11 protein-coding genes and 1 pseudogene are annotated in these 12,184 nt (G+C 71.9%); 7 read left to right on the top strand and 5 right to left on the bottom strand.

The genetic code is table 11. The features are described 5' to 3' along the window. A partial coding sequence (locus tag ACFTZL_RS30485; RefSeq protein ID WP_382589006.1) for a dynamin family protein occupies positions 1–1,396 on the top strand: 1,396 nt, incomplete at its 5' end. 33 nt (positions 1,397–1,429) lie between these two features. On the opposite strand, the gene ACFTZL_RS30480 is transcribed toward ACFTZL_RS30485, so the two are convergent. Beyond that, complete coding sequence (locus ACFTZL_RS30480; RefSeq protein ID WP_382589003.1) at positions 1,430–2,830, bottom strand: Hsp70 family protein; 1,401 nt, start codon at positions 2,828–2,830, stop codon at positions 1,430–1,432. Beyond that, complete coding sequence (locus ACFTZL_RS30475; protein WP_382589000.1) at positions 2,827–5,070, bottom strand: Hsp70 family protein; 2,244 nt, start codon at positions 5,068–5,070, stop codon at positions 2,827–2,829. The genes ACFTZL_RS30480 and ACFTZL_RS30475 overlap by 4 nt, the downstream gene beginning before the upstream one ends. Positions 5,071–5,262: 192 nt before the next feature. On the opposite strand from ACFTZL_RS30475, the gene ACFTZL_RS30470 reads away from it, so the two are divergent. Together ACFTZL_RS30470 and ACFTZL_RS30465 are read left to right on the top strand one after the other, a co-directional pair. Continuing rightward, positions 5,263–5,961, top strand: coding sequence for a Crp/Fnr family transcriptional regulator (locus ACFTZL_RS30470; RefSeq protein ID WP_382588997.1), 699 nt, complete (start codon positions 5,263–5,265; stop codon positions 5,959–5,961). Next, on the top strand, positions 5,958–6,920 hold the full coding sequence (locus tag ACFTZL_RS30465; RefSeq protein ID WP_382588994.1) for a hypothetical protein: 963 nt from the start codon (positions 5,958–5,960) through the stop codon (positions 6,918–6,920). The genes ACFTZL_RS30470 and ACFTZL_RS30465 overlap by 4 nt, the downstream gene beginning before the upstream one ends. Before the next feature lie 554 nt (positions 6,921–7,474). Here ACFTZL_RS30465 and ACFTZL_RS30460 read toward each other — a convergent pair. Continuing rightward, a complete protein-coding gene (locus ACFTZL_RS30460; RefSeq protein ID WP_382588991.1) occupies positions 7,475–7,636 on the bottom strand; it encodes a hypothetical protein in 162 nt (53 codons plus the stop codon). 634 nt (positions 7,637–8,270) lie between these two features. Between ACFTZL_RS30460 and ACFTZL_RS30455 the strand changes: the two genes are divergently transcribed. The 4 genes from ACFTZL_RS30455 (at position 8,271) to ACFTZL_RS30440 (ending at position 11,001) form a co-directional block, all read left to right on the top strand. Next, complete coding sequence (locus ACFTZL_RS30455; RefSeq protein ID WP_382588988.1) at positions 8,271–9,209, top strand: TauD/TfdA dioxygenase family protein; 939 nt, start codon at positions 8,271–8,273, stop codon at positions 9,207–9,209. A 223-nt stretch (positions 9,210–9,432) separates the two neighbouring features. Further along, complete coding sequence (locus ACFTZL_RS30450) at positions 9,433–9,675, top strand: hypothetical protein (RefSeq protein ID WP_382588985.1); 243 nt, start codon at positions 9,433–9,435, stop codon at positions 9,673–9,675. Then, positions 9,672–10,034 (top strand): DoxX family protein, encoded by a 363-nt coding sequence (locus ACFTZL_RS30445; protein ID WP_382588982.1) that lies wholly within the window; start codon positions 9,672–9,674, stop codon positions 10,032–10,034. The genes ACFTZL_RS30450 and ACFTZL_RS30445 overlap by 4 nt, the downstream gene beginning before the upstream one ends. A gap of 103 nt (positions 10,035–10,137) precedes the next feature. After that, complete coding sequence (locus tag ACFTZL_RS30440) at positions 10,138–11,001, top strand: LLM class flavin-dependent oxidoreductase (protein WP_382588979.1); 864 nt, start codon at positions 10,138–10,140, stop codon at positions 10,999–11,001. A gap of 64 nt (positions 11,002–11,065) precedes the next feature. On the opposite strand, the pseudogene ACFTZL_RS30435 reads toward ACFTZL_RS30440, so the two are convergent. Both ACFTZL_RS30435 and ACFTZL_RS30430 read right to left on the bottom strand, forming a co-directional pair. Continuing rightward, positions 11,066–11,173, bottom strand: a pseudogene (locus ACFTZL_RS30435) (carboxymuconolactone decarboxylase family protein); the annotation flags it as partial. A 252-nt stretch (positions 11,174–11,425) separates the two neighbouring features. Next, a partial coding sequence (locus ACFTZL_RS30430) for a non-ribosomal peptide synthetase (RefSeq protein ID WP_382588976.1) occupies positions 11,426–12,184 on the bottom strand: 759 nt, incomplete at its 5' end.

Genomic DNA, 12,184 nt, shown 5'->3' with positions numbered 1-12,184 from the left:
CGCGCTGATCGGCGAGGAACGGGTGGCCACCGGCTCGCAGGAGCTGACCTTCAACGTCAACCGGCTGCGGCACTCCGAGACGCCCCGGCTGCTGGTCCGCTACAAGGACGGCCGCCCGTCGGTCCCGTACACGCCCGACCGGCTGGAGGAGCTGACGGCGCGCCGGGATGATCATCTGGAGGAGCTGCGGGGCATAGCGGAGATCGTGGTCGAGATCCCGGCCCCCTATCTGGAGGACTTCGAGCTCATCGACACCCCTGGGCTGGACTGCGTCTTCGGCGAGGACTCGCTCAACACCCTTCAGTTCCTGCGGCTGCGGCCGGAGGACGTGATGGACGCCAGCCTCCGCCACGCCTCGGCCGCGGACGCCCTGATCCTGGTCCTCCCGGTGCGCGGTCCCTCCCGGACCGACGCCGATGTCGTCGCGCAGTTCCTCGGCCCCGACTTCGCCACCTCGACGCCCCTGACGACCCTGGGGGTGCTCACCAAGTGTGAGTACCTGTGGGAGGAAGGCGGCCCGCATCCGCTGGTGCTGGGCCGCCGCCAGGCGGACCGCATCATGAAGGACGCACCCGGCATGCGGAGGCGGCTCTTCGACCTGACGCCGGTGTGCGGACTGCTGGGCCAGGCGGCCGCCACCCTCGACGAGAAGACCGTCGCCGCCTTCGACGAACTCACGCAGGCCCCCGCGGCAACCCTGTCCTTCCGACTGGCGGACGCCAAGATGTTCGTGAACGCCGGGGACGGTTTCCCGCTCGACGCTGCGCGGCGCCGCGACCTGTGGGACCGCTTCGGCCCCTACGGCATCCACACCGTCTGCGTGCTGCTGCGGGACGGCGTAAGCGATCCCGCGAAGCTGCGCACGAACCTGCTGGACGACAGCGGGCTCACCGGCCTGCGGAGCAGACTGACCGACCACTTCGGCCACCGCTCCACGCTGCTGAAGCTCGACGGATCACTGGAACGCATCCGGCGGATGCCCAAGGACCTGGCGGCCGGCGCCGGGCCCCGGGAGCGGTCGCTGCTGGATTCGGCCATCGGCGGCTTCGAGGCGCTGGCCCTGAACGAACCGGGCTTCGCTGAGCTGCGGACACTGCGTGAGCTGTACACCGGACGGCTGCGGCTGGGCCCGGAGGAGAGCGAGGAACTACGGCGCGCCCTGGGCGAGTTCGGCCGCCGCCCGGCCTACCGGCTGGGACTGCCCGGGGACGCCGGCGCCGACGCGCTGCGTGCGGAAGCGCGGCGCCGCCACTCCGTCTGGCTGGTGCGCTGGCAGTCCGGGATGCTGTACGGCGCGACCCGGGAGGCGGCGCGGACGGTGGTGCGCGGCTACGAGCACCTCTTGCACGAGTTGGACGAGCCGGACGCACCCGGGGACGGCGGCCGGGAGGTCTGACGCGGGAGGCCGTTCCCGTACCCGCCCGTCTGCTCAGCCGTCGTCGCCGCGGACCACGGTCAACAGCCACTCCCCGTCCCGCACACGGTCGCCGGGGCGGGCATGGTGGGCCCGTACCCGCCCCGCCGACGGAGCCGACAGTTGGAGGAGCGAGCCGTCCTCGGTCCGTACCCGGCCGAGCACGGCACCCGCTTCGTACCGGGCTCCGGGCGCCACGTACCAGTCGACGAGGGTCACGGCGCCCGGGGGCAGGGGCCAGCACAGCGGGGTGCGTCCGGGAACAGGGCCGGTCGCCGTGACGGTGCGCACGGTCCTGGCCCTCCCCCAGGCGGCGGCCCCTTCCGCGACGGCGGTGCGCGGATCCTCGGCCCGGTACACGGGCAGTCCGAGTGCTTCCTCCACATGGGCCGTCAGCCCGGGCAGCCGACTTGATCCCCCTACGACGACCACGGCGTCGGCCTTCGGCGGGCGGCCGGAGGAGTCCAGGAGAGCGGTCTCGGCGAGCAGCCGTGCGCAGCACCGGGTCGTGAGTTCGTAGAGCGGCCGGGCAAGGTCCAGGACGCGGTCCCGGTGCAGGGTGAAGGTGCGCTCGGCCGGCGTGAACACATCGGCCGGGGCGCTCTCGGCCGCGAGCCGGTGCTTGAGCTGCCGGGCGAGGTCGAGCAGTTCGATGCGGTGACGCAAAGCGCGGACGGTCGGCTCACCCTCGGGCGGCGGGAGGAGTTCGGCCAACTCCGGACCGCCCTGCGCCCGTAGCTCGGCGAGGACGATGCCGTCGACGTCCCGTCCGCCGCAGTCCACACCCCCGTGCGCGAGGACCGTGTGCTCTTCGTGGTCGCCGCCCTCCCCCATTCCGGTCGCCAGACGCACCAGGGCCGTGTCGAAGGTGCCACCCCCGAAGTCGTGCACCAGGACGGTGGTGCCCGGTGGCAGGGGGCCGCCGGCGAGGGGGGCGAGGGCCGCGGCGACCGGTTCGGGGCACAGCTCCACACCGGGCAGACCGGCCGACCGGGCGGCGCCGAGCAGTTCGTCGCGGCGCGGATCGGAGGGGCCGTAGGCGGCGGGAACGGTGAGCACGGTACGACCGACGGGACCGCCGCCCACCCGTTCGGCCTCGGCCCGTACGGCCTGGAGGAGGAGTGAGACGAGGAGCTCGGGCCGGTGTCCGCGCCCCGCCAGGTCCACGGGCGTGCCCCGGCCCAGGGTGCACTTGATCTCGTCGCGGTACGCGGCCGGAGCGAGCCGGCGGCGCCGCTCGGCCGCGGTACCGACGTACGGCATGTTGCCGTCGAACAGCACGGCGGACGGCCAGCACCATCCGTCGCCGACGGGCTCGCGCAGCCGGTGCACGGTTCCGCCCCTGACGAGCACGGCGCAGGTGCTGGTGGTGCCGAAGTCGATGGCGAGGAGGGATTCCGTGGTCGTACCGCTCATGGGGCTGTCTCCTGCCGCTCGTCGCTGCGGAAGACGCTGTCGGCCACGGGCGGGGCAGCGGTCCGGGTCAGCGTCCAGATGACGGTCGTGCCGTCCGTGAGTCCGGCGGCCAGCCGACTGCCGTCGGGAGCGAAGGCGAGGCAGAGTGCGTCGTCCTCCACCGGGAGGGTGCGCAGCAGCCGACCGTCCTCGAGGCTCCACATCGCCACCCCCTCCGCCGGGGTGCAGGTGGCGAGCAGGCCCGTGGCGGACGAGCAGGTGAAGGAGGTGACGCCCCGCGCCGGGATCTTCAGGACGCTGTCCGGGCGGTGGCCCGCGACGAACAGGGCGGCCGGCGTGGCGACGACGCTGAGCCGGGCGCGCTCGCCGAACAGGTCGTCGTACGCGTCCGCCAGCTTGGCGAAGTCGTCCTGATCGTCGAACTCCTCGAACTTCCGCCAGAAGGAGGGACTGCTCAGCGTGGCGATCTCGTCGTCCAGCAACGCCAGCACGGGGGGTACGCCGTCCGGCAGGCTGTCGAACTCCTCCGGCTCGGCTTCCTCCCAGGTGTCCGTGAACCACATCGCATCGAAGTCGATGTCGTCCGGCTCCACCGCGACCAGCAGTCCGCCGTCATCGGTGAAGACGAGGTCACCGCCCTCGCTGAGTGACTCCCCCTCGAACACGGGCGTCTCCCGCTCGTGGTCGAGCACCACCAGTCCGCCGGCCAGGTCCCTGGCAGCGGCCAACGGTTGTGTGGGAGAGAAGGCGACGGCGGTGACGTCGTCGTCGAGTTCCGCGGAGGCCCGCTCGCCGCCGGTCCCCAGGTCCCAGACGCTCACCGAGCGGTCCGCGCCGCCCGTGCCGAGGAAACGGCCGTCCGGGCTGAAGGCGACGGCGGTCACGGCGTCCGCGTGCGTCCGCCAGAGGGCCCGTCCCGTCGGAGCGGGCATACCGGCCCCGGCTGCCGACCGGTCCGCGCTCACGGTGACCAGCCAGTCGCCGGTGAACACCTCGTCGTCCACGGCCGCGTGCCAGGCGGTGATCCGGCCATTGGCATCCGCCACGAGCTGGTGCAGGGAACCGTCCGGCACCCGGACCCGGGCCAGCAGATCGCCCTCCGCGAACGCCGTCCCCGCCTCGATCCGCCGTTCGACGAGAACGCCGCGGCCTCCGGGCAGATCCCAGGTGAGCGGCACCGCTCCCGCGGCGGGGCGGCGCGGGCGGGCGGTACGGCGCGCGCTGTACACGGCACGGACACAGGCTCCCCGCAGGACCGCGTGCGAGGGCCGCTCGACGGCCCGCACCGGGACGCCGAGCCGGTGGGTGAGATGTCCGAGCACCACCGGGCTGTCACCGCCACCGCCCACCGGGAGCACCGAGGTGACCCGCTCCCGCTCCACGCGTGCGGTGGCCATGACCTCCTCGCAGCACGCCACGGCCCGGTCGAGGAAAGGCGTCGCGATCTCGGCGAAACGGGCGGCGCCCGCCGCATTCAGCAGACGGTCCCCGTACGCCTGTCCCCCGTCCGCATCGCTGTTCACCGGGTGGGTCCACGCCTCGTCGGCCGGAGGACCCGCGAAGCCCGGGGCGCCGTCCGCGCGGAGCGTGGCCGAGACCGCGCCCTCGATGTCCCGCATCCCGCAGCCGTCCAGCGTGAGATGACCCAGCACGTCGTGATCGGCCCGGTCGGGTCCGTGCATACGGACGAGCGCCGCCGTGAAGGTCGAGCCGCCCAGGTCGTGGACGAGGACCAGGTCGCCGTCCCGCACCCCTCCCCCGGCCCCGAGGGCGAGGACCGCGGCGACCGGTTCGGCCAGCAACTCGACCGTCGTGAGCCCCGCCCGCCGGGCTGCGGAGAGCATCCCCGCACGACGCGGATCCACCGCGCCGATCCCCGCCGGGACGGTCAGCAGGGCCGTGGTCACAGGCCTGTCCGCGATCGCTTCCGCCTGGTCCCGCAGTACCCGCAGGAGCGCCCCCACCAGCTCGTCCGGCAGCCAGGACCGCTCCCCCGCCCGGACCCGGGCCCGGCGGCCGAGGTCACCGGGCAGTTCCCCGCGGAGCGCTTCCGGCCGCTCGCGGCCCCGTCGTACGGCGGCCCGCCCGACGAGGAGGCCGGCCCCGTCCGCGAACACCGCGGTGGGCCAGTCCGCCGTGCTGCCGACGGGGTCGCGGAGCATCCGTATCCGGGTGCCGATGAGGAGGGCGGCCCGAGTGGCGGTCGCACCCATGTCCACGCACAGCACCGGTTCCTCCACCGCCGCACCCCCACCCGTGTCAGCCGGCCCAGTGGCCGCCCACCGGTCTTCATGGATCCGGGCCGGACGCCTTTTGTTCCCGGCCCGCTCGTCATCGCTGTGTTCTCCGTGATGCGTGCCGTCATCCGCAGGAAGCGCCAGTTGTGCTCATGGGCTTGCACGACTCCCGGCCACCGGGCTCAACTTGGGAACATGAGTCAGCCCGAGTGGCCCGCCGGCCGGCGAGGTGCGGGTGCCCTGCTGCCCCGGCTGCCCGCCGCCACCGTCGCGGAACTGCGGGGCATCGGACGCCGGGTGACGTACCGTCCGGGCGCCGTCCTGCTCACCGAGGGGGAACGGACGAGGCACGCGCTGCTGCTGTGGACGGGCTGGGTCAAGGTCGTGGCCACCCGGGGCCGCCCGCAGCCGACGCTGCTCGCCCTGCGGGGCCCAGGAGACATGGTGGGAGAGCTGGGGGCACTGGACGGCCGTCCGCGCACCGCGTCGGTGCTGGCCGTGTCGCCGGTGACCGCCCTGCTGGTGGCGGAGAGCGATCTGCACGGCTGGCTCCGCCGGGCCCCGGAAGCCGGACTGGTGCTGCACCAGTACATGAGCTCAAAACTCCGCGAGGCGACGCGTTTCCGGTTGCGGGCGACGGACCCGGTGGAGATGCGGACGGCCGGGCTGCTGCGTTCGCTGTCCGGCTCGTACGGCAGCGAGGAGGCGGGCGGCACACTGATCACCGCGCCGCTCACCCAGCAGGAGATCGCCGCCCTGGTCGGAGCGTCCCGTGCCCAGGTGCAGCGCGCGCTCGCCGCCCTGCGCGGCGCCGGGGCCATCAGCACCGGGTACCGCAGCATCATGATCCTGGACGGGGACGGGTTGGCCCGTCTGGCAGGGGAGGCCGGATGAACGCCGGGACGTCATGGCCGGGAGGCGTCAGGCGGCTGGCGTTCGTGGTGGACACGGCGGACTCCGGGGCCCGCACGGTGCCCCGGCAGGCAGCCGCCCAGGAGCGGCTGTTGCGCGCTCTGGAAGAAGCATGCGCGGCGGCCGGGGTCGACCGGGGCACCTGTGACCAGCAGGACCGTGGTGACGGCGAGTTGCTGATCCTGCCGCCCGGGGTCGTGGAGACGACGGTGGTGCCGGAACTTCTGCGGGTCCTGACACTGGCGCTGCGACGCGACAACCGGGGCCGTACGGAACCCGAGCGGCTGCGGGTACGGACCGCGGCCGCGGTCGGCATCGTGCACCGTTCGGCGCTGGGCTTCGCGGGCGACGGCGTCGTCGAGGCGTGCCGGCTGGTCGACGCGGGCGCGCTGAAGGAAGCCTTCCGCGCGGCGCCGTGGGCGGAGGTGAGTTTCGCGGTCGGCGAGGAGCTCTACCGGGACCTGGTACGGCACGGCTACGACGGCCTGCCCCCGGACAGCTTTCAGCCGCTGATGCCGGTCGTGGACGGACGTCCTGTCCGCGCCTGGCTGAGTCTGCTCGGCAGCGCCCCGGTGGCGGTCTCCACATCGCGGGCAGCGGGCCTGTGGATCGAGCCACGGTTCGATCTCGGGGCGCCGTTCACCACCGTGGCCCTGTGGGGGCTGGAGCACCATGGCGGCCAAGGCGGGGACACCGAGGGCCACCAGAACCACGAGGACGACGGCCGGCCGCCGGGCAGGTCGACGGCTTCCGACCCGTCAGACCACCGATCCGCACAACAGGCGCGTCACGGGCATATGGCCGATCCGGAAGATCTGCACGAACAGCAGGACGCGTTCCACGGCTCCGACATCGGCACATACGAAGACAACGGGGTGATCGCGGCGGACAGTTGGGAAGGCGGCGAATCCTCCTCGCCCGATGACGAGGGCTGGCCCTGAGCCGTCAGCTGTCCCAGCAGCGCGGACCCGCCGAGAAGCAGTTCGCAGCGCACCGCGGACTCGGGAATGCCCAGCGCCATGGCCGTCTCCTGGCACGTCAGCCCGATCCGGTACCGCAGCACGATCACCGCACGCGTCTCGGCGTGCAGGACGATCAGCGGCGGACGACCGGGCAGGTGGGTGCCCGCCTCTGGAGTCTGCGCCGGGCCGGCCGGGCGAGCCCGTCGCTCGGCAGCCGAGGCGACCGCTCCGAACAACCGGACCCGGTCGGCCGGTACACCCTCCGCGCAAGCGGCCCTCAGCCCGTCCCGCAGTGCATCGCGCACGTCGCCCACACCGCCGCACGTGATCAGCGCGGCCAGAGCGACGAGTTCCCCGCGCTCGGAGTCGATCAGTCGTGCGGCTTCCCTCTCGTCGATGCGCATGGCTCTCCTGTCTGTGCCCACGGGCGGAACCGGATCTGCCCAGGACGGTAGGCCGAGGCTGTTCCCTCCCGCACGAGCAAATGCCTCTCATGAGCCTGTACCGATCGACCGCGGGAGCACACCGGAGCTTCAGTCGTCGTCGACGGGCTGAGGGCAGGGATCCGGGACGAGGGCGTTGTGGTCGTGGATGTAGTCGTCCATGGACAGGTAGCCCTGGTGATCGGCGGCCTCGATCACATCGTCGGAGGTGTACTCCCCGTCGTCCCAGGTATCGATCGTCGGTTCCGTCATGTCGTCATGCCTCCCATGGCTTGCGAGATCTCCGGCGGTTCACGGATGTCAGTGGGGCGAGTCCTTGAACTCCGGGCGATAGGCGGATGTTCCCGGGCGGTCAGCCGCGGCCGTGCGGCGGACCGGGGCCCTGCGGCGGACCGGGGCCCGCGCGGCCTCATGCGCGCAGCCGCCAAGGGCCTGGCCCGCGACAACATCGGAGTCGAGGCCGTTGTACTGCTGCGCTCAGTGACCGCCGCCGGACCGCCTCCGATGCAGCCGGGGGCCCGGCACCATTGACAGCGGCGAGGAGAAGATCACACACTCCTCCCATGACCGCCTCATGGTTCGGCTCGACACCGGAGCACCTCTGTTGCCCCGATCGAACCGGGTGTGAACGCTCCGGTCGATGACCGGCTGCCGCTGAGCCCTCTGCTCGCCGCACACCCCGAGCGCGTCGGCACCCCTCGCCGCGGACGACACGGAGCGTCTTTCGCCCCCGGCCCACCGGACGCGTACCGCCGCCTGCCGACAGCCGTCCCGGCCCGAGAAGCCTGCGCTCACGGGCAGTCGCCTTGTTCGTATCCACGCATCCCCTGATCAGGTCCGTGTCCACGCCTCTCCTGGTCGGGACCGGCCCGAAGGAGACATCTCCATGACCGCCACGACCGCCGTACCGGCAGCCACTCTTCGCGAAGCACGCATCCCGGGCGACGGGATCTACGAGGGCACGCGCATCCTGCGCCGGCTGCCCGAGGGCTGGGAGGAGCGGCCCTACGAACTGTTCGACGTCGTCCCGCAAGCCCGCACGATCGGCGCCGAGATCAGTGGCGTCGACCTCTCGCGCCCGCTCACGCCTCGCTTGCGCGACGAGCTGAACCGCGCCCTGCTGGAGTGGAAGGTCCTCTTCTTCCGCTCCCAGCACCTCACCAGCGACCAGCAGCGCTCCTTCGCCCGCAACTGGGGCGAGCTGGAGACCAACCCGCTGCTGGCCGCCGGTACGAGCGAGGACGTGGTCCGGTTCGACAAGAGCGGCGGAACCACCCCGACCTTCGAGAACGTCTGGCACACCGACGTCACCTTCCGTGAGCGCCCCGCACTCGGTGCCGTGCTGCAACTGCGCGAGGTGCCGCCGTTCGGCGGCGACACGATGTGGGCGGACATGGCCGCCGCCTACGACAACCTCCCCCAGGAGGTGAAGGACCGCGTCGACAACGCCCGGGCCGTGCACGACTTCATCCCCGGCTTCGCCCGCTTCTACGCTCCCGATCGGCTCGCCCCCTTCCAGGACCTGTTCCCGCCCGTGGAGCACCCCGTCGTACGCACACATCCCGACACCGGACGGCGCATGCTGTTCGTCAACACCTCGTTCACCACCCGCATCACCGGTATGGACCGCGACGAGAGCGACCGGCTGCTGCGGCTGCTGTTCCAGCAGGCGCACGTCCCGGAGTACCAGGTGCGTTTCCGCTGGCAGCCCGGTGACATCGCGTTCTGGGACAACCGCGCCACCCAGCACTACGCCGTCAACGACTACGGCTCCCAGCGCCGCGTCGCGGAACGGGTCGCCATCGCCGGCGACCGTCCCCACTGATCCGATCTGATCCGACTGCCGGGCGGGACAACCGCTCCTACGCGTTCAAGGTGGGCCTCGCGCAGTTCCTCCCACGGCGTGCGGTCCGCCACCGAGGGCAGCCCGTTTTCGGCGAACTTCTCCAAGACGGCTGTCGCCCAGGCCCGCGTGGCTACAGGGCGACAACCTGAATGAGTACTTCGCGCTCGACCGTGAGCTGTCACGCGAGTACGCGGCGACGATCGTGCGCGGCCGACACGACTCTGCGATCTTCCAGAACCTCGGGCTGACCCTGATCGGCGAGATCCAGCACGTGCTCTCCCAGGCCGGGCACGACGAGGACCACGCGGGCAGGGCCGCCCGATCGATCTACTTCGCCTACCTCGGCATCCTGATGACGATGTCGAACGGGGCGCTTCCCGATGACGTCGGGCGCGAGCAGTTTCGCGACGTCGTCGGCCTCATCGTGAACCGACCGGAGAAATGATGTTCCACGCCCCGACTCTGTGGTGGCCCACGGCACTGCTTGCCATAACCCTGCTTGGCGACGCACTGCTGTCGATCCGTCCGCCGGCCTTCATCCAGGGCTGCCTCAACGGGGTAGGCCTGCCTCGCGAATGGTGGTGGACCCTCATCGTGATCAAGCTGCTCGCCACAGCAGGCCTCGTCGCCGGACTGGCATACGACGGGATCGGTCTCGCGGCGAACCTCGGGGTTGTCGCCTACTTCCTGTGCGCCGTCCACGCCCACATCCGGGCACGGTTCCTCCGCCAGGAGTTCTGGCTGAACTGCCTGGGGATGCTCTCCCTCGCGGTGGGAGTCCTGACCGTCTCCTACGTCGCGTAACGGCGACACCAGCCACCTTTGCCGAACCACGCGCTCTGATCCAGCGCCGCCCCTGGCCAGGAATCTGATTGCCCCTTCGTGGCCGGCTGCGCATCCTGCTGGGATGCGCTTCTCCATCAACATCCCCAACTTCGGTGACTTCGCGGACCCCCGTAACGTCGCGACTGTGGCGGCTGCCGCCGAACAGGCCGGCTGGGATGGGCTCTTCGTCTGGGACCACGTACTGCACCGACAACACCAGGGGCGTCCTTTCGGGGACCCCTGGATGCTGCTGACAGCAGCCGCGCTGGCGACCTCCCGGATCCGACTGGGCCCCCTGCTGACGCCGGTCCCCCGCTACCGTCCGCAGCAACTCGCCCGTCAAGTGGCCACCCTGGACCACGTCAGCGGCGGCAGGGTGATCTTCGCAGCGGGCCTGGGCGGTCCGGTGGAGGACGAGTACCGCAGTTTCGGCGACACCGCCGATCAACACCTCCTCGCTGAGCGGCTGGACGAGGGCCTGGAGCTGTTGAGACGCTTCTGGTCAGGCGAGCCGGTGAACCACGACGGCCGGCACTACGAGGTCCGGGACGTGACGCTGCTGCCCGCCACCGTGCAGCGGCCCGGTCCGCCGGTGTGGATCGGCGGATTCTGGCCGCGTCGTGCGCCCATGCGGCGGGCGGCGCGGTGGGATGGCGCGGTGCCGCTGTTCGAGACGGCCCGGCATGGTCATGTGCCGGATGTGGCGGAGGTCCGGGATCTGGTCGGCTATGTGCGCAAGCACCGTGCGGCCGGCGCCGAGCACCCCTTCGAGTTCGTACTCGGTGGCGCCACGCCCTCAGCCGCGGCCAAAGCCAGGGACGTGATCGGCCCGCTACACGACGCCGGCGTCACCTGGTGGGACGAGCGGCAGGTCCAGACCGGCCCCGACCTGGACCGCCTCCCTCCAGTGCTGCGCCGCATCGAGGCGGGGCCGCCAGTGGTCTGACTAGTGGTTCAGTGCCCGTCCCGGGACGGAACGGTCCTGGGACGGGGCGTGTTTCGCCTGCCGGTCAGCTCGACGTGCCGGCGAACATGCCGGGCTCGTACGAGCCCCCCGGGTTGTGCACGATCACGTTCATCCGGGTGGCCGCGTTGATCAGGGCGACCAGGCGCATGACGCGGCAGCGGACGTGGAGCGGCAGCCCGGCCGCGGCAACAGCCGTGGATGACTTCGCCGTGACCGGCGCACCGAGGCCTCGAAGGAACGCAACGGGTGCGGTGGCGCTGCCGTGGGCTCAGTTGGGCGGCTTCGGGCAGGGGCTGTGGTCCAACGTCCGCACTTCGCACCGCAGATCGGGACACTCGCGGTGGCGCATGTGGTCGTCGTCCTGGCATGGCTGCTGTCCTGACCGGCGCGTACCTCGGTGGCTTCAGCCGTCCGAGGCGGCGAGGCTCCTGACCGTGCCGCGGATGGTCGGATGGCGGTACAGCTCCCGCAGCCGCAGCGACGGCAGGCCCTGCGCGCGCATGACGGCCCCGATGCGGACTGCGAACAGGGAGTTGCCGCCCAGCTCGAAGAAGTCGTCGTCCAAGCCGAGAGGCGTGCCGAGCACCTCGCTCCAGATCTGCCGCAGCCGCTCGGTGAGTTCGTCCTCGGCCCTGACCGGCTCGGGGCCCCGGGCCGGCGCGGCGGGCTTAGCGGGTGCGGGGAGCCGGGCCGTGTCGAGTTTGCCGTTGGCTGTCAGCGGCAGCGTGTCCAGGGCAGTCACCGTGGTGGGGAGCATGTAGTCGGGGAGAATGCCCGCGGCCCGCTTGCGGACTGTCACCGGATCGCCGCCTGAGAGGACCACGTAAGCGTCGATCCTGGCGGTGGCCGCGTCCTCGGGGTCGTCGCGCCGCACCACCACGGCCTCCGCCCGGACATCCGGGTCTTCCAGCAGCACCGAGCGGATCTCGTCCAGCTCGATCCGGAAGCCGCGGATCTTGACCTGACTGTCGATGCGGCCGAGGTGTTCCAGGCGGCCGTCCGGGCGAAGGCGTCCCAGGTCGCCGCTGCGGTACATGGTGCCGCCGGTGAACGGGTCCGGCACGAAGCGCTCGGCGGTCAGCTTCTCCTGGCCGAGGTAGCCGAGCGCGACCCCGGCGCCGCCGACGCAGATCTCGCCCGCCACACCGGGCGGCTGCAGCCG

It is taken from the genome of Streptomyces sp. NPDC056948 (genome assembly GCF_042674225.1).
In the GTDB taxonomy this organism is placed as follows: Bacteria; Actinomycetota; Actinomycetes; order Streptomycetales; family Streptomycetaceae; genus Streptomyces; species Streptomyces purpurascens.
This window is presented reverse-complemented; position numbering and strand designations above follow the sequence as displayed.